Here is a 16,382-nt window from a genome sequence, read left to right as displayed (position 1 = left end):
CCGTGATCGGCACTATCGGAGCGGCGCCACCCGACGTGGACAAACCTGGATTCGTTACGATCGGGGTCGCCGGCACCGGCATCGGGGACGCCGATGGCGCAGCGCAGATGACCACCGTCCCCGGCGTCGTCGGATCGGAGGCAAGCGGAACGGGCGCGAGGATCGTGTCGGGCGCGTTTACTTCGGTCGCTGCGGAAAACGGACCCGGACTGTTCAACGGCGAGGTCACGATCGCGCCGGGCACCGTCGGCAGGCTCATCGCCGTACTGCCGGTTGTGGCCACCTGCGCCCTGCCCGGAGCCCCGCCGAGCAGCAGAGCGAGCGCCATCGCGAAAGCAATCCGCATCATCGCCATTCCCTAACTCACTTCGACCTTGCGAACGGTGACCCTGCTACCCTCGGTCAGGTTCACCGCCGGATTGAGCACGACCTGATCACCGGGCTGGACTCCTTCACGCACTTCGACTCTTGTGCCGAAGTCCCGCGCGATCGAGACCTGCTGCAAATGCACGGTGCCGTTGCGCACGAGCGCGACGTGGAGGCCATTCTGGTCGAACACCAGCGCATCCGACGGGACGATCATCGACGGTGTCTTGCGCGGGATCGATAATTCGACAGTGCAGTAGATGCCGGGGCTGAGCAGACCATCCGGATTCGGCACGTCGATCTCGGTCAGCAGTGTCCGGCTTCCCGGCTGCAACGCGGTCGCGATCCGCGTGACCTTCCCCGGAAACGTCCGTCCCGGAATCTCGGGGACGCGGATATCGGCATCGACGCCGGGGGCCACCCCAAAGGCCTCGTCCTGCGGCACGAAGACCTGGGTTCGGATCACGGCGGAATGCATCAGTGTGAACATGAAGGTCGATCCGGCCTGCACCAGACTGCCATTGTCGACATTGCGCTGTGTGATCACACCGTCGAACGGCGCCACCACGCGCTGATAGGCCTTCTCTTGCTGAAGGACCCTAATCTGAGCCTCCTGCGCCGCGATGTTGGATTGGGCGACGCCGACGGCGGCCTGCTGCGCTCGCAGGGTGAGACGGTCGTTGTCGCCCTGCTGCGCCGTCAACCAACCCTGCTTGACGAGATTGCTGTCCCGCGCATTGGTGACGTCGGCGAGCTCACGGCTTGCTTGCGCCTGCTGGAGCGCCGCCTGGTTCTGGGCGAGAGTCGCCTGCGCCTGCGCGATCTGCTGGTCCAGCTCCGGAGCGGTGATGTCGGCGAGGAGATCGCCCTTCTTCACATGGGTGCCGATATCCACGTAACGCTTCTCGATATAGCCGCTGGTCCGCGCGAAGATATTTGCCGCCTCGAAAGCCGTCGTCGTCGCCGGCAGGCTGACCTTCATGATGTCGCCGCTAGGCTGGACCGTCGCCACCCGAACATCCGGCACGGCGGTTCTGGCCTGCTCTGCCACTGCGGCGACCTCGCGCGCGGCCTGATAGTGCCGCCAGCCGCCAATGCCGAGACCGCCCACGAGGATCAGAACGATGCCGCCTCCGAGCACCGCACCACCGTAGCGGCGGCCCGATTTCGGCTCCTTGCCGGGGAGCTCCACGATCCGCAGGCTCTCCGCACCCGGACGGCCTCCCGCCTTGTCGTCATTGGTCCGCATGCGAACATCACTCATTGCGGTTGCTCCTCGAATACGCCGTGGTGAGGCTTGCCATCGTTACGCTTGCGCAACATGGCGAACAGATAAGGCACGACGAGCAATGTCGTCGGGGTCGCGAACAGCAGCCCGCCAATGACGGCCCGTGCAAGGGCTGCATTCTGCTCCTCACCGGGGCCTCCGATCGCCATCGGGATCATGCCGACGATCATCGCTGCGGCGGTCATTAGGACGGGACGGATCCTGGTGCGGCCGGCGCTCAACGCTGCCTGGAATGCGGAGTGTCCCTTCAACTGCTCGTCGCGCGCGAACGTCACCAGCAGGATGGAATTTGCGGAGGCCACGCCGACCGCCATGATCGCTCCCATCAGCGAGGGCACGTTCAGCGTCGTTCCCGTGATGAACAGCATCGTCACTATGCCGCAGAACGTTGCCGGCAGCGCGAGGATGACGACGAAGGGATCGCCGAAGTTCTGGTAGTTCACCACCATCAGCAGGTACACCAGGATGGCTGCGAACAGCAGTCCGATCCCGAGATCGCGGAACGACTGATGCATGCTCTGGATCTGCCCCAGAACCTGAATCGAATTGCCCGGCTGGAGCTGCTTCTGCAGCGTGGACGTGACCTTGTTGATGTCGGCCGCGACGCTGCCGAGGTCACGTCCCTGCACGCTCGCATAAACGTCGAACACCGGCTGGACATTGGCCTGGTTCGAATTGGTGGGAACGGTGCCGCGCTTGAAGGTCGCGACATTGCTGAGCAGGCCCGGCACCGTCTGCCCACTTGCCGCAACCGATGCCGACACCGGCGTATTCCCCAGTGCATTCAGCGAATTGGCCCTGTACTCCGGTGTCTGCACGGCGAGGTAATAGGGAATGCCCGACGTCGGATCGGTCCAGAAATTCGGCGAGACCTGCGCGGACGAGCTGAGGCTGACATTGATGTTGGTCGCGACTGCGCTGGCATTTAGGCCCAGTTGTGCCGCCCGGGTCCGGTCGATGTCGGCATAGAAGGCGGGAGCATCGACCTCCTGCTGGAGATGGGCATCGACGATGCCGGGGATCGTGGACAGGCTCTTCTGAAGCTCCTTCGCTACGGCCAGATTGTTGGCACCGTATCCGACCGTGCGGACGTCTATCTGCGCGGGCAGTCCGAAGTTCAGGATCTGCGTGACGATGTCGGCTGCCTGGAAATAGAAGGTGTCTTCTGGGAATGCCGATGGCAGCACCTGGCGCAGCTTCCTGACGTAATCCGCCGTCGGCCTGTGTCCGTCCTTCAATGACACGAGGATGGTGCCGTCATTGCCTCCGATCGTCGAGCCGTCCGTGAAGGCGAGGTTGTAGGCGCGTGCCGGAAGCCCGATATTGTCGACGATCAGCGCCCGGTCCCGCTCCGGAATGACCTCGCGAATCCTGTCCTCGACCGCCTGGAAGATCGCCTCCGTCTTCTCGATGCGGGTGCCCGCGGGCGCGCGAACGTGAAGCTGGATCTGGCCGCCATCGATCAGAGGATAGAAGTCGCGGCCGACATAGGCGAACATGACGGCCCCGAGCGCCAACACCAGCACGGCGACGACGGGCACGATGGCGCGACGTTGCAGCAAGGTCAGCAGGAGCACGGAATAGCCATTGCGCAGCCGTTCGAAACCGCGCTCGAACGCCGCCGAGGCGCGCGCGAAGATGCCCGACGGGCTTTCGCCCTCGCCGTGGCGCCGCTCGCCTTTCAAGAGCAGGCCGATGGTGATCGGCGTGAGCGTCCGCGACAGCCCATAGGAGGCCAGCATTGCGAACACAACGGCGAGGCCGAGCGGCGTGAAGAGGTATTTCGCCGGTCCCTCCAGGAACACGACCGAGGTGAACACGCAGCTGATCGCGAGCGTGGAGACCAGTGTGGGCACCGCGATCTCGGCGGCGCCGTGCAGCGTCGCCTCCGGCAACGGCATGCCCTCTTCGGTCCAAAGCCGATGCGTGTTCTCGATCGTCACCGTGGAATCGTCGACCAGGATGCCGACCGCGAGCGCAAGTCCGCCGAGTGTCATCGTGTTCAGGGTCTCGCCGAGGAAATTGAGGACGACCAGCGAGGACAGCATCGCCAGCGGGATCGAGATCAGGACGACGAGCGTTGAGCGCCACGACCCCAGGAACATCAGGATCATCAGCGCCGTGAGCCCGGCAGCGATCGCGCCCTCCCGCAGCACGCCGTTAACCGAATGGGTGACGAACACCGACTGATCGAACAGCTCGTTGATCTTGAGTCCCGCAGGCGCTGAGGCGCGGATCGATGCCAGGGCGTTCTTCACGCCATTGACGACCGCGAGCGTCGAGGCATTGCCGTTCTTGATCACGCTGAGCAGGACGGAGCGGTGGCCGTCCTCACGCACGATGTTCTGCTGCACCTGGGAGCCGTCACGGACCTGGGCGACGTCCTTCAGGAAGATCGTCGCCCCATTCGCGAACTTGACGGGGATCATGTTGAGATCCTCGATCGAGGCCGGCGTCGCATTGGTCCGAACGGTGTACTGGGTGTCGCCGATCTTCGCCGTGCCGGTCGGCAGCGTCAGATTTTGGGTGTTGACCGCATTGACGATGTCGAGCGGCGTCAGCCCGCGCGACAGCAGTTTGTTCGGATCGATGTCGACCATGATCTGACGGTACTTTCCGCCGGCGGGCGTCGGCAGCGTCACGCCGGGAACGGGCGCCAGTTGCTGGCGTACCCGATAGATGCCGAAATCATAGAGCTGCTGCTCGTTCAGGCTGCTGGATTCGAGACTGAGCTGGAGCACCGGCACGCTCGATGCGTTGAACTGCACGATGATCGGCGGCTGAATGCCGGGCGGCATCAGGGCGCGGATGGCGTTGGTCGCCGACACGATCTGCGAGATCGCGAGATCGAGGTTGACATCGGGCTGGAAGTAAATCTTCTGGACCGACAGACCGTTGAGAGTTTGCGCCTCGATGTTCTTGATGCCGCTGACATTGGCGCTGATCGAATATTGGCTATAGGTGCTGACGCGCTGCTCCATCTCCGGCGTCGACAGGCCGGTATAGCTCCAGATCACCGTGACCACGGGGATGCGGATCTCCGGGAAGACGTCCGTCGGCATCGACCGGATCGCGATGCCGCCGAGAAACAGGATCAGCGCCGCAAGCACGTAGAATGTGTGCGGAAACCGCAGCGCGAAGCGAACAATTCCCATGATGGTCTGCCTGGAACGGGTGGTGCGGGATGGGAGGACAGATGAGGGCGGGCGGATATCCGTTCAAATGAAAACGCGTTCAGGGGATCGTTGCCGGGACATTCGCCCCCCTCGCGCGCCCACGGCGCGCCGCAAGCGGCAATACTTCACCGGCGCGGGCCGCGTCGCGCGCGGCGAGGATGACGGCGCGCCTGACCTTGGCGAAGGCGCGGATCTCGATCTGCCTGACGCGTTCGCTGGAGATCGACAGCTCGACGCCGAGCTGATCGAGCGTGACCGGGTGGTCTGTCAGCCGCCTCGCTTCCAGGACGTGGCGCTCGCGTGCCGTGAGGCCGCCCAGCGCGGCACGCAGGGCGCTGCTGCGGCGCTCGGACTGCTCGCGATCGGCCAGGATCGTCTCCGCGTCGACGGCGTCATCGACCAGCAGCGTTTCCCACTCGGCGCCATCCTCCTCGCCCCCGACGCGTGCGTTCAGCGACATGTCGCCGTTCAGGCGCGCGTCCATCTCCATCACCTCGCAGGCAGTCACCTCGAGCTTCTCGGCGATGACAGCGGCGACATCAGGCGTGAGCCTTGCCATCGCACCACCCATGGCCTTCCGCATCTCACCACGCAGCCGGAAGAACAGCTTCTTCTGCGCCGCCGTCGTGCCGATCTTGACCAGGGACCAGGAGCGCAGGATGTAGGCATGAATGGAGGCCTTGATCCACGGCACCGCGTAGGTGGAGAACCGCGCGCCGCGGTCGGGCTCGAAGCGTGAGGCGGCGATGACGAGACCGAGATTGGCTTCGGCGATCAAATCGACCAGCGGCAAGCCGTATCCCTTGTAGCCGCGCGCCACCTTGGCCGCGATCCGCAGATGACTGGTGACGAGCGCATTCGCCGCGCCCTCGTCCCGCGTCTCCTGCCATCGGCGCGCGAGCTGCTGCTCCTCGCCCGGCTCGAGAAATTCGTAGCGCTTGATGGCCACCGCATACGCACTGAGGAACGGGACCGGCGCAGCGCTGGCATTTCTCGCGATCTCAAGACTGGTCTGCATCTAACACTCCCACATTTCGAAACGGCTGACAGGTTTTAGGAGGCTTGCGGACGCGCAGGCCACTAAACTGGGCGTCACACCTCTGAATTCGGTTTCAGACATCCGGCATGTCCCGGCATCGAGAGCATCGCGCGTGGCCATCACATCCACTTCGCGCTTGCCTGATCCAACATCCGAGATCGGCATGCGGCGAGCTGCGCTTTCCCTTGCAGTGCAGGCCAGAATCTCGACCCGACCCCCGGGCGCCGGACCGATGATCAGCCGAAAACCATGCAGCTTGACGATGGCGGCCACCAGGCTCAGCCCGAGCCCGACGCCCGGCGTGTTCCGTATCTTGTCGGAGCGGTAGAACCGCCGAAGCACCGCTTCGCGCTCCTGCTCGTTGATGCCGGGCCCGGTGTCGCTCACGCCAACGAGCGCCGTCCTGTCGTCCGATTTGAGCTCGAGCTTCACCCGACCGCCTGCCGGCGTGAACTTGACGGCGTTGTCCACGAGATTGGCGATCGCCTCGAACAGCAGGTCCCGGTCGCCCCACACCTGCACGCCCCGATCGATGACGACGCCGAGCGCGATGCCTTTGTCCTCGGCGATGGGCTCGTAGACGTCGCACACTTCGCGCAGGATCTCGTCCAGTGCGACGTTGCCGAAGCCGGCTGTGCGACGGTTGTTCTCGATCTCGGTCAGGCGCAGCAGGGCGGTGACGATCGCGAGCGACTGGTCGATGCCGGCGATCGCCTTGTCCGTGACTTCCTGAAGCTGCGCCAGCGTGGTCGCATGGGTTCGGCCGCGCTCCAGCGCCAGCCTTGCCCGCGTCAGCGGCGTCCTGAGATCGTGGGCGATGTCGTTGCCGACGCCGGCAAGCGCGTTGATCATCGTCTCCATCTCGTCGAGCATGCCATTGACGATCCTGGCGAGCCGCGCGAACGGATCATCCGCATTGCCCTCCGGAAGTCGCTCGCGCAGCTCCCCGGCCACGATTCGCTGGACCCGCTGGTTCACTTCCTCGACTCGTTTCTGGGCGCGGACGCTCAGCCAGGCGCCGGCGAGCACGCAGAGGCAGAAGGCGGGCAGCACGCCGAGCGCAAGCGCCTGCCCCACTACGCTCGATATCTCGCGCGTCTCATCGACGTGCCGTCCCAGCACCAGGACATCGCCATCATCGAGACGCCTGCCGACAGTTCTCACGATGGGGCTGCGGCCCGCCGCTGTCTCCAGCGGATCGAGCCGAACGCCTTGCACTGTTCCGTCGAGATCGAACCCGCTTGGCACGCGGTCGATGTTGCCGGCAAGGCGCGCACCGCGGGCGCTGAACAGCCCGGCATAGTGCACATGCCGAGAATCCTGCTCAAGTTGATCGGCAACCGCGCGGGCGCGGCGATCCCGCGGCAGACCGGCCATGAAGTGGATCTGCGTAGTAATCATGCGATCGGAACGTGCGATCAGATAGTCGTCCAGCTCCCGGTAGACGAACGCGAACAATCCGACGACGAACAGCGCGAGGGTGGCGGCGACCGCCAGAGCCCACAGGAACGTGTTCGAACGGATGAATTGCATCTGACGCATATCGGCCGCTACTGGCGCCCGCGCAGGATGAAGCCGGAGCCGCGAACGTTATGGATCAGCTGTACATCGCCGGGAGCATCGACCTTGTGCCGGAGCCGGCCCATGTGCACGTCGATCAGGTTGGTGGTCGCGGGAACGAATTTGTAGTTCCAGACCTCTTCGAGCAGCATTGCGCGCGTCAGCAATTGATCGCTCCGGCGCATCATGTATTCGAGCAGGCGGAATTCACGCGGCAGCAGGTCGATCTCGCGTTCGCCGCGCCGGGCAGTTCGCTCGATCAGGTCGAGCTCCAGCGGGCCCGCCACGAGGACGGTTTCGCGGTTCTCCGTCGGGCGGCGCAGCAAGGCCTCGATCCGCGCGACCAGCTCGACGATCGCGAACGGCTTGGTGAGATAGTCGTCGCCTCCCATGCGCAGGCCCCGCACGCGGTCGTCGACCGCCCCGAGCGCGCTCAGGACCAGCACGGGCGTCCTGATCTGGTCATTGCGCAGCGCCTCGACGACGGTCAGCCCATCCATGCCCGGCAGCATGCGGTCGACGATCATGGCATCGGGATGCGAGGTCCGTGCGTGGTCGAGACCTTCGATGCCGTTCGGCGCCCACTGCACCTCGAAACTGCGCTCGGCAAGCTCGGCGACGATCGCCTCCGCAGTTTCAATGTCGTCCTCGATCAGGAGAATCCGTGTCATGAGCTTGGTCCCACCTTCTGCGCGGCGGTTCGGCCTGCGGCGGGACGGCGTGGGCCCGGCGGCTTGCGACGTCATGGTCACCGTCCCGTTCCGAGCGCACGGCGGCGCGCCCGCCTGCGATCGGCTACGCGCTGCATGACCAGATGGTGCTGCGGCGACAGCAGCAGCACTGAATTGATTTTCAGGAATCCGGCCGCCTTTGCCACCAAGAGCGTCAGCAGGACGACAACGCGTCGTGCCATCGTCGTGATCATCTTCGCCTCCATTCGGGCTGCGCTATGATGGAGATATGCCCGCAATCCGCGCGCCGTTACTCTCGCAAGGCAACGAAGGTTGCCTATTCGCACGATCGTGGTCGCGCTGGCGCAGCGGCTCACAGGCCGTTGAACACCGGTGAGCAATTCGTGCATTTGGATCGGCGCCGGTCGTGCACATCTCCTGAAGGAGCCGGCTTGATCGGCCTGCTGTCATCAAAGGAGAAGCCGAATGATCACTTCCAAGCTCTTGCCGATGGGGCTGATTGCAGCCGCCTTGATTGGAGGACCCGTCATGGCGCGCGAACACCATGCCCCCATGCGGCAGCCCGTGATGCAATCCGATACGGTCGCATCGAACGTACCGATCTATCAGGACAGCCGCGGCTGCGTGCCAGCACCGCGCGTCGGCGCGTTTGCGACCGCGCCCTGGACCGGCAACAATGTGCCGTGCGAGCCCGGCACCGGCGCGTTCTGATCGCTGCACATCACATCGCACGAAGGAGCGGGATGAATTGTTCAGCCCGCTCCTTTCGGCGCGCCGCGACGATGCGCACCAGGATCGCCTTTCCGGCTGGCGGCCTCATTCCTGAAGCCGAATTTAGTGGGATTGCCGCGCACCGTTCTTACCTCTCGTGCATCACGAGCCCAGTCATCAGGTGCCATCTCATCCGGAGCATTGGCTAGCACGACGCGAACGCGGACTGCGATGATGGCGGGCGGCTTGGCACGAAAGGAGTGTCCCATGAAACGAGCAATCATGATCTTGGCAACGGCGGTGCTGGCCTCGACTCTGGCCGTCGGCACGGCCGCAGCGCATGGCGGTGGTGGCGGCGGAGGTCACGGCGGTTTTGGCGGTGGCGGCCACGGCTTCGGCGGCGGCGGCTTCGGCGGCGGCGCGCATTTCGGCGGGATCGGACATGCCGGAGGCTTTGGCGGAGGACGATTTGGCGGCGAGCATTTTGGGATCGGCCACGTCGCCTCCGGCGGCGCAGGCTTCCGCCAGCATGCGTTTCATCACTTCGGCCGTTATCGGCCCGGCTATGGATACTACGGCTACTATCCGGATTGCTACGATTGGTACGAGCTGCACCCCGGCGTGCCGTTGCCGCTGAGCTGCAGCTAGTCTGCACGCGCGGTGTTCGGCCTCGACCGCATGTCATGATTCAGGCCCACGTAGCGCCTCGTTCTCGCACCGGCGACACGTGGACCCTTCGCGAGATCTGCCGTCAGCTTTCCACTGTGTGATTTCGGTCACAACAGAATCATCCGCCCTCGCCTACAATGATCAAGCATGGCCGCAAACAAGGTAACGGCGGTACGCACGAGGCTGGGAAGGCGATCAACAGCTACGAACTTTTCGAAGCCGCCAGGGTGAAGAACCCGGCGGCTTTTTTTCTGTGGTGACGCGACGACCGGCCGGAGCGTTGCCTTGCTGCCAGGGCACCGAGAGCGCCAGCAGCAATCGCCACTATGAGGGTGACGGGCCCTTCCTCGGTTCGCGCTCTTCTTCGACCTGCCGTTCCGCTTCGAGCCAGAATTCCAGATCGCGGTCGGCCGGCCGGCCGGCCTGCTCCCACAGTTCGTAGGCGCGTGCCCGCACCTTGCCGCGCCGCATCATGCGGCGGAGCTTCTGCTTCATCTCCTCGGCGAAGCTCCTGAACCCGCGGGACGTGGTTTCGTCCTTGACGAGCGCGGCCGCTCGCGTGGCTAGCTCGATCTGGTGCTCTATCTTTTTCTGCTCGTCCACTGCCGACGCTGCCGTGGGAGGGAATGTTGTCAGAGCCATGCTGGTCAGACACTGAATGCCTTTCCAGCAAATCCCGTTCCCTCAAGCACCCAAGGCCGCTGATTTTTTTCGGAGAACCGAGATCTGCTCTAAGCCACCTCGTATCCGATCCGACAGGGCTGACGGCTTTCACAGACCCATCCCAAGCCGAAGCAGAATGGGCAGGCCTTGTCGGTCACAACGTATCCGGCGTCCGCAATGTATTCGACTCGTCCTCGTTGCGCAGCTCCTGCTCGGCGGCGCGCCAAAATTCTTCGTCGCGACCTTCGGGCTTGCCCGCCTGCTCCCAGAGCTTGTGCGCACGTTCTCTGATCTCTTGCTCGGTCGGCTCGGGCATGTCGTCTCCTGCTGATGAAGCACGGCCCCACCCTGGGGGGTATGGGGGGCTTGGAGGCGGGGCCGTGCAGACCAGCGATCGGCGGCGACGCTGGCCCGCGGAGTCAAGCCGCGATGGATGCGAGAGTTCCTATTCGTGCGAGAGCCGCGCCACGCGGCGCCAGCTCCATCAACTCGACTGATGAGCGTTGTGCACGTCGGTGGTAACGGAGGAAGGCGGACGGCAGAGCCAGGGATTCTCACGTCACACAACAAGCAACCTTCGAGAAGCCGCCCAAGGCGGAGCTTCGCTGGCGCGCAACGGCAACACTGGATGCGGCTAGAGATCAGGACTTGTCGTGCGCGTACTTCTCCAGCAGCAGCCGATTATATTCTTCCCGCATGGCCTTCCGCGAGATGTGGCCCTTTCGGTCCTTGGCAATCTTCAGAAGGTCGGGATCAGTCGGTGCCCGTGATTTCCGCCCAAATCTCGCAAAGAGCCGGGTCGCCGGCGCCGACGCCGTTCCAAACAATCGGTCAAACCATCCCATCGTGTCCTCCCGGACAAAACGAAGATGAACGACAGTATCATCAGGAATTTGGAGGTCAAACGGACAGCGCAACTGCACTTTTCGAAAGGCGTATCACAAAACAAGGCCGCCGTGCGGAGTGAAAACCGAGCACTGGAAAAGCTGAGGGGGTCGTTCGTTCCGATTCGGGGGCTCAGACTAGTGCGCCGGTCTCTCCCCGTGTGCAAAAAATCGGGGGGCACGGTGCATTTGTGTGCACTTTCAGACGGTGGGTTCCTTTGGTGGAACGCTAAAAGCACTCACTCACTAATCGAGTGGAAGCGGATGCGTTCTGAAGAATCCAACAGTGACGGCGCGCCTGAAAACGAGCTGCTGCGGTCACTTGCCCCCAAGGACTTCAGAAGTCTCAGACCCTATATGGATGAGATCGACGGGTATTCCGGCCAAGCTCTCTGCTATCCAGGCGATGCCGTCGAGAATATCTATTTTCCTTGCGGACCCACGCTGGTTTCCTTCGCCGTTGCGACCGATGATGATCGCGAGATTGAAGTTCTGCTGGTTGGACGGGAGGGAGCCGCAGGCGGCGTGATCAGTCACGGCCTCCTGCCGGCCTACTCTCGCTTGGCAGTGAAAATGGCTGGGCCATTGGTCCGGCTCTCAGCCCGCAAGCTTTATGAGGCGCAACAAGAATCGAGTGGGCTGAATCAACTGCTCGCCAGATATGCCGATTGCTTTGTGGCGCAAACTTTCCAATCAATTGCCTGCAACGCGGCGCATTCCATCGAGCAACGGGCAGCGAAGTGGATCATCGATCTCGTGGAGCACACGGGTGCTGGCACTGTTCCACTCACGCATGAGCAGTTTGCAGGGATACTCGGAGTAGGGCGAAGCTACGCCAGCCGCGTCCTTCATGACTTCAAAGCTGCCGGCGTGATCGAGACCGCCCGCGGCAGTATCACCGTTCGCGACCTCAAAGCTCTTCATCGCAGTTCTTGCTCATGCAACTCGTCGGTCAAAAAGCATTTTGCCGAGGTTCTCCGAGCGGAAAGAAACGGCGGGAAGTGACCCTTGTGATTGCTTGATCTCAGCGGTAGCGCTTCGTCATTACCCTGAGGATATATACGGGCGTGTCCTCGCTGACCACGCGCAGTGTCCAGTTCTCACCCGGTCGCAACCCATTCTCCACGTCCCGTACCAACCGGAGCGCAGCAGCCCAGGCGGCTTCATCGTCCTCCAGGAACTCGCCCGTCTCGTCCGTGTGTGGACGATTCCCCTCAAAATGAAAGTAGTACCTGCGCATTCGCCGCCAATGCACTACGCCGGTGGATGTTCCACGTGGCATTCTGCCTTCGCTCGGAAGGCTCCAATCTCAGGGGAACATTCTCCGCAAAGTTCGGAAAGTACGTCCATGCCGCCAGCTTCTCTCCTGGAGCTGAAGCGCTCACTCGCTAAAGTCCGATCACGCGCCCATCGCTCATGTAGCCATGGGTTACGACGCTGAGCGAACTGACGAGCAGCTTCTCATTGACGCGGGGATGGAGCAGCCCCGGTAGCTCGTCAGGTGGTCATAGGTTTGAATCCTATCATCGCCATCAGAGCCGAGCCGCTACTGTAAGACGCACCGCGAGGGGTTCTGCTGGGTGAACATGACGATCGGCGACGCCTTCGATAGGTTCACCCGGCAGTCGCGACACGTAGTAATATTCGATCTGGTTCGTGTGCGCATTGAAGAGGTTGAGCACGTCGAGCTGCACGCGTAGCCCGTTGTCGAATCGATATCCCGCGCGCGCGTTGAAAATGAGCGACGACAGCGACCGAACACTGTCGTCCTCGACAAGCGGTCGTGGTCCGAAATAGCGAGCTTTCAAAGCGCCGAACCAGCCGGTCTCGTTGCCGAAGGTAATGGCAGCGCTTCCTACCCATGCCGGCGCGCCGGGTATGCGGTCGCCCACAGGGTCAATGTTGGTAAAGCGCGCGCGGGTGTAGGCGAGATCGAGATCGACCGACAGCCAAGGCAGCGGCTTGTATTGGTTCACCCACTCGACACCGACCCGGCGGCTCGGCCGGCTCGGCTCGGTCGTACCAGCGTCGCCGACGAATAGAAGCTCGGAATCGAAATCGAGAACGAATAGTGCGACCGAGCTGGTGAGGCCGTTGATGGGTCTGGTGCGAACGCCGACTTCCGCACCGCGTGACCGCACCAGCAACGGCACACGATCGAGCGGCGTCACTTTGTCATTGGGATCAACCGTGATGGTCGCGCCCCTGATATCGTTGCTGTGCAAGCCGTACCCGGCATTGCCGTAGAGTTCAGTCTTGAACCACGGGCCAAGCACGATGCCGGCCTTGGGGCTCACCATCGAAGCCTGCGCATTCCCTGAATTTTCCGGCGTGTCACTCAGCACACGCCCCGCGAACAAATCTTCCCGGATGCCGACCGTCGTGCGCAGCCAGTCGGTCCAACGCGTCGTGCTGTCGGTCCATATGCCGACGTTGCCCTCCTGCACCCGATCCTCGCGCACGGTCGAAAGCCAATTTCGCTGCTCGGTCTTGAACAGGCCCACCTGGATGTCGTCGTAGCGGGTCTGCACACCCACGCGGGTCTGAGTCTCAAGGCTGCCAAACCGCCAGTCAAAAGCGTGTCGTGCATCGAAGCCGCCGACCGATCGGCGATCGAGTTGGTTGAACTGGTCGCCATTGACGGGATTGTCGAGAAAGTACGTGAAGTTGTTGTAGAGCTGCAGGTCTGAACGAATAGCGTAGGCGCTGACGTTGGTCTGGCCGTACGCGCTTGAATGGGCAAAATTGGCGGACAAGCTGAACCGACTGGAGACGCCCCCATCAGTCGGATCGATCGTCCCCCAGCGATTAATCAAGCCTTGATCGATGGCCCTCTGCGCGACCTGATCGGTGGAATTCCAGGCGTTGGCATAGGCCATGCCGCTCAGAGTGAAGCCATCGGTCACGGTGCCCTGACTATAGCGCAGCAGACCATTGATCTTGCGCACATCGTCCGGAACATCCCATGGACCGTTATACTTTGTACCTTCGATGGCCGAGAGCAGAGTGCCGTCGCCGACGGTCGCGGATCCCGCCGTCACGGCACGGCGGTACCCGAAGCTGCCAAGGCTCACTTCGGCGATGTTTCTGGGCAGTTTATTGACATAGTCGATTCCGACAGCTCCGGCCGAGCCGAAATCGCCAACATCTGCGAAGTATGGCCCCTTGCGTACGTTCACCGACTGGATCAGCTCCGGAATCAGGAAGTTGATATCGGCATAGCCTTGCCCATGGCCATGGGTCGGCATGTTGACGGGCATGCCGTCCACGGTAATGGCCAGATCCGTCCCGTGGTCGAGATTGAAGCCGCGTAGAAAATATTGGTTGGCTTTGCCTTCTCCGGAATGCTGCGTGACAATCAAGCCAGGAACGATCTCCAGGGCTTCGCCGGGCCGGGTGAACGGTACTGCATTTACTTCAGCCCCCGCGAAGCGGATCGCGCTGGCAGCCGTCGGTCGCAAAGCATTCGGGCCATCAGATGAAGATGCTGGCATGACGCCACCGGACTCTCCGATCGAGAGCTCTTGTGTGGGGCGGGCTACAGACCTGTTGCGCATCTCCCGGTTTGGCAACGGCTTTTGCCGCGCGACCCGCTTGGGGCCTGCGGTTGGACCGGTGACGGTGACCGGGGGCAGCTGACCGACCTGCCGCGCTGAAACCTGCTGCGCCTCGGCAGGAATCGCGATCATGGCGGACGACGCAGTCGCGGAAAATATCCGCAAAAAAGCTTTGCGCACCCGGGACGCCCCCACTCACTTCCAACAGCAGTTCACTTGGCTGCAGCCATTCCGATCCCGCTCCGCAGGCTACCAGCGCAAGTATGACGTTTCAATCGGTTTATCATACTATCCGCCCTCGCGAGGGCCGCGTGGTCCTTGGGCAAGGTCAGACTTGTTGCTTTGAGGCACCTTGGCGCTCGTTTGGCTCGGTTCACTCGCCACTGCAGACGCTCGCGACCTTTGCATTAGCGCCGTTGATGCAAATCCCACCCCTGCAGACGCGGACAAAGACGGCGGCAAGATCGCGATCCATTGTCCATTGTGCTTAGGTCATCATGGGTGCGAAACAGGGATAGCCGGCTCCTTTTGGCAGCAAAGGAGTTGCCGAGTCGATTGCGAGCAAACTCGTGTTTGCTCAAAGCCGCGCCGCTAACCGCGGCAGTCAAGTCATCCGAACCCAGACGCCGTTGGCCGCGGATGACTTCACCGCAGCATCGATCAACTTCACACCTGCAAGCCCATCCTCGACCGTCGGAAAGACGACATCGGGATGCGGCTTTTCGCCGGCCGTTGCCGCACGGATGGCGCGCGCCGCCTCGGCATAGATTGTTGCGAAACCTTCAAGGTAGCCCTCGGGATGTCCCGATGGAATGCGGGTGACCCGACTCGCCTCGCGCGATGCTCCGGCGCCGCCGCGGGTCAGGAGCTGCCTGGGCCTGCCGTACGGTGTGAACCAAAGTTGATTTGGATTCTCTTGCGCCCATTCGAGACCCCCTTTGCTCCCGTAGACACGCAGCGTGAGCCCGTTCTCATTGCCGACGGCAACTTGGCTCGCCCACAGCATGCCCCTGGCGCCGCCCTTCCACTTGAGGAGGATCTGGACATCATCATCGAGGCGCCGCCCCTCGACAAACGTCGACAATTGAGCGAGCAGCTCGTCGAGCTCGAGCCCGGTGACGAAGCAGGCAAGATTGTAGGCATGGGTGCCGATGTCACCGATGCACCCACCGACTCCGGACCGGGACGGGTCCGTACGCCATGCCGCCTGCTTCTGGCCGGTGGCTTCCACCCGCTCCGTAAGCCAATCCTGCAGATACTCGACCTTGACGAGACGGATCTCGCCGAGATCACCATTTGCCACCATGGCGCGCGCTTGCCGGACCATGGGATAGCCGGTGTAGTTGTGCGTGCGACGAAGATCCTGCCGGTCTTCCTGACCAGCGCCACCAGTTCCAGCCTCGGCGACCGTTGACGTCAGCGGCTTGTCGCAGATGACGTGGACGCCAGCTTCGAGAAACGCCTTGGCGACCGGGCCGTGCATGTGATTGGGCGTCACGATCGAAACCGCCTCGATGCCATCTGCTCTCGCAGCTTCAGCCCGCGCCATCTCCTCGAAAGAGCCATAGGCACGGTCGTCAGCAATGCCGAGGTCCTTTGCGGAGGCTTTCGCTCGATCCGGATCCGACGCGAGCGCGCCGGCCACCAGTTCGAACTGGTCGTCGATGCGAGCGGCAATGCGATGGATGGCCCCGATGAAAGCACCTTGGCCGCCGCCGACCATCCCGAGACGGATACGACGATAGCCGCCAGTTCCATTGCCTGCTTCGATAGCCAT

General features: G+C 62.9%; 14 protein-coding genes and 1 pseudogene. 4 read left to right on the top strand and 11 right to left on the bottom strand.

The annotated features are described in order from the left end of the window. The first annotated feature begins 2 nt into the window (after positions 1 to 2). Positions 3 to 362 carry a hypothetical protein gene (locus LPJ38_RS12770; protein WP_231088622.1) on the top strand — a complete coding sequence of 120 codons (360 nt, stop codon included), beginning with the start codon at positions 3 to 5 and terminating at the stop codon, positions 360 to 362. Here the strand turns inward: LPJ38_RS12770 and LPJ38_RS12765 are convergent. From LPJ38_RS12765 to LPJ38_RS12740, 6 genes are all read right to left on the bottom strand, one after another. Continuing rightward, entirely contained in the window at positions 359 to 1,630 is a 1,272-nt protein-coding gene (locus LPJ38_RS12765; RefSeq protein ID WP_145641647.1) for an efflux RND transporter periplasmic adaptor subunit, read from the bottom strand. The genes LPJ38_RS12770 and LPJ38_RS12765 overlap by 4 nt on opposite strands. Continuing rightward, on the bottom strand, positions 1,627 to 4,809 hold the full coding sequence (locus LPJ38_RS12760; protein WP_145641649.1) for an efflux RND transporter permease subunit: 3,183 nt from the start codon (positions 4,807 to 4,809) through the stop codon (positions 1,627 to 1,629). Before LPJ38_RS12760 ends, LPJ38_RS12765 begins: the two co-directional genes overlap by 4 nt. Positions 4,810 to 4,888: 79 nt before the next feature. After that, the gene (rpoH, locus tag LPJ38_RS12755; protein WP_145641651.1) at positions 4,889 to 5,848 is read right to left on the bottom strand and encodes an RNA polymerase sigma factor RpoH; all 960 of its coding nucleotides are present in this window, start codon (positions 5,846 to 5,848) and stop codon (positions 4,889 to 4,891) included. Beyond that, a complete protein-coding gene (locus LPJ38_RS12750) occupies positions 5,849 to 7,402 on the bottom strand; it encodes a sensor histidine kinase (RefSeq protein ID WP_231088621.1) in 1,554 nt (517 codons plus the stop codon). It abuts the gene before it with no gap. Positions 7,403 to 7,419: 17 nt separating this feature from the next. Continuing rightward, positions 7,420 to 8,100, bottom strand: a complete 681-nt coding sequence (locus LPJ38_RS12745; protein WP_145641653.1) for a response regulator transcription factor — start codon at positions 8,098 to 8,100, stop codon at positions 7,420 to 7,422. A 77-nt stretch (positions 8,101 to 8,177) separates the two neighbouring features. Further along, complete coding sequence (locus LPJ38_RS12740; RefSeq protein WP_158644802.1) at positions 8,178 to 8,354, bottom strand: hypothetical protein; 177 nt, start codon at positions 8,352 to 8,354, stop codon at positions 8,178 to 8,180. 232 nt (positions 8,355 to 8,586) lie between these two features. Here LPJ38_RS12740 and LPJ38_RS12735 point away from each other — a divergent pair, with 232 nt between their 5' ends. Both LPJ38_RS12735 and LPJ38_RS12730 read left to right on the top strand, forming a co-directional pair. Further along, positions 8,587 to 8,832, top strand: a complete 246-nt coding sequence (locus tag LPJ38_RS12735) for a hypothetical protein (RefSeq protein ID WP_145641655.1) — start codon at positions 8,587 to 8,589, stop codon at positions 8,830 to 8,832. A gap of 267 nt (positions 8,833 to 9,099) precedes the next feature. Continuing rightward, positions 9,100 to 9,480, top strand: a complete 381-nt coding sequence (locus LPJ38_RS12730) for a hypothetical protein (protein ID WP_145641657.1) — start codon at positions 9,100 to 9,102, stop codon at positions 9,478 to 9,480. Between the two features lie 345 nt (positions 9,481 to 9,825). Here LPJ38_RS12730 and LPJ38_RS12725 read toward each other — a convergent pair whose 3' ends face one another. Then, positions 9,826 to 10,104 (bottom strand): DUF2934 domain-containing protein, encoded by a 279-nt coding sequence (locus LPJ38_RS12725; RefSeq protein ID WP_231088620.1) that lies wholly within the window; start codon positions 10,102 to 10,104, stop codon positions 9,826 to 9,828. 214 nt (positions 10,105 to 10,318) lie between these two features. Next, on the bottom strand, positions 10,319 to 10,480 hold the full coding sequence (locus LPJ38_RS12720) for a DUF2934 domain-containing protein (protein ID WP_008560730.1): 162 nt from the start codon (positions 10,478 to 10,480) through the stop codon (positions 10,319 to 10,321). Positions 10,481 to 11,033: 553 nt separating this feature from the next. On the opposite strand from LPJ38_RS12720, the gene LPJ38_RS12715 reads away from it, so the two are divergent. Beyond that, positions 11,034 to 12,053 (top strand): Crp/Fnr family transcriptional regulator, encoded by a 1,020-nt coding sequence (locus tag LPJ38_RS12715; RefSeq protein WP_308971739.1) that lies wholly within the window; start codon positions 11,034 to 11,036, stop codon positions 12,051 to 12,053. Between the two features lie 19 nt (positions 12,054 to 12,072). Here LPJ38_RS12715 and LPJ38_RS38285 read toward each other — a convergent pair whose 3' ends face one another. From LPJ38_RS38285 to LPJ38_RS12705, 3 genes and pseudogenes are all read right to left on the bottom strand, one after another. Next, complete coding sequence (locus LPJ38_RS38285; RefSeq protein WP_145641660.1) at positions 12,073 to 12,288, bottom strand: DUF6894 family protein; 216 nt, start codon at positions 12,286 to 12,288, stop codon at positions 12,073 to 12,075. Positions 12,289 to 12,580: 292 nt separating this feature from the next. After that, positions 12,581 to 14,737 carry a TonB-dependent receptor gene (locus tag LPJ38_RS12710; protein WP_145641663.1) on the bottom strand — a complete coding sequence of 719 codons (2,157 nt, stop codon included), beginning with the start codon at positions 14,735 to 14,737 and terminating at the stop codon, positions 12,581 to 12,583. Positions 14,738 to 15,209: 472 nt separating this feature from the next. Then, positions 15,210 to 16,382, bottom strand: a pseudogene (locus tag LPJ38_RS12705) (Gfo/Idh/MocA family protein).

The organism is Bradyrhizobium daqingense (assembly GCF_021044685.1).
Classification (GTDB): domain Bacteria; phylum Pseudomonadota; class Alphaproteobacteria; order Rhizobiales; family Xanthobacteraceae; genus Bradyrhizobium; species Bradyrhizobium daqingense.
Note: the sequence above shows the minus strand (reverse complement) of the source record. Positions and strands in the feature narration are given on the sequence as shown.

Bases quoted from the DNA above. Each gene is read 5' to 3' on its own strand.
- LPJ38_RS12765 (WP_145641647.1), bottom strand. From the start codon at position 1,630: ATGAGTGATGTTCGCATGCGGACCAATGACGACAAGGCGGGAGGCCGT.
- LPJ38_RS12760 (WP_145641649.1), bottom strand. From the start codon at position 4,809: ATGGGAATTGTTCGCTTCGCGCTGCGGTTTCCGCACACATTCTACGTG.
- rpoH (WP_145641651.1), bottom strand. From the start codon at position 5,848: ATGCAGACCAGTCTTGAGATCGCGAGAAATGCCAGCGCTGCGCCGGTC.
- LPJ38_RS12750 (WP_231088621.1), bottom strand. From the start codon at position 7,402: ATGCAATTCATCCGTTCGAACACGTTCCTGTGGGCTCTGGCGGTCGCC.
- LPJ38_RS12745 (WP_145641653.1), bottom strand. From the start codon at position 8,100: ATGACACGGATTCTCCTGATCGAGGACGACATTGAAACTGCGGAGGCG.
- LPJ38_RS12740 (WP_158644802.1), bottom strand. From the start codon at position 8,354: ATGATCACGACGATGGCACGACGCGTTGTCGTCCTGCTGACGCTCTTG.
- LPJ38_RS12735 (WP_145641655.1), top strand. From the start codon at position 8,587: ATGATCACTTCCAAGCTCTTGCCGATGGGGCTGATTGCAGCCGCCTTG.
- LPJ38_RS12730 (WP_145641657.1), top strand. From the start codon at position 9,100: ATGAAACGAGCAATCATGATCTTGGCAACGGCGGTGCTGGCCTCGACT.
- LPJ38_RS12720 (WP_008560730.1), bottom strand. From the start codon at position 10,480: ATGCCCGAGCCGACCGAGCAAGAGATCAGAGAACGTGCGCACAAGCTC.
- LPJ38_RS12715 (WP_308971739.1), top strand. From the start codon at position 11,034: ATGAACGACAGTATCATCAGGAATTTGGAGGTCAAACGGACAGCGCAA.
- LPJ38_RS38285 (WP_145641660.1), bottom strand. From the start codon at position 12,288: ATGCGCAGGTACTACTTTCATTTTGAGGGGAATCGTCCACACACGGAC.
- LPJ38_RS12710 (WP_145641663.1), bottom strand. From the start codon at position 14,737: ATGATCGCGATTCCTGCCGAGGCGCAGCAGGTTTCAGCGCGGCAGGTC.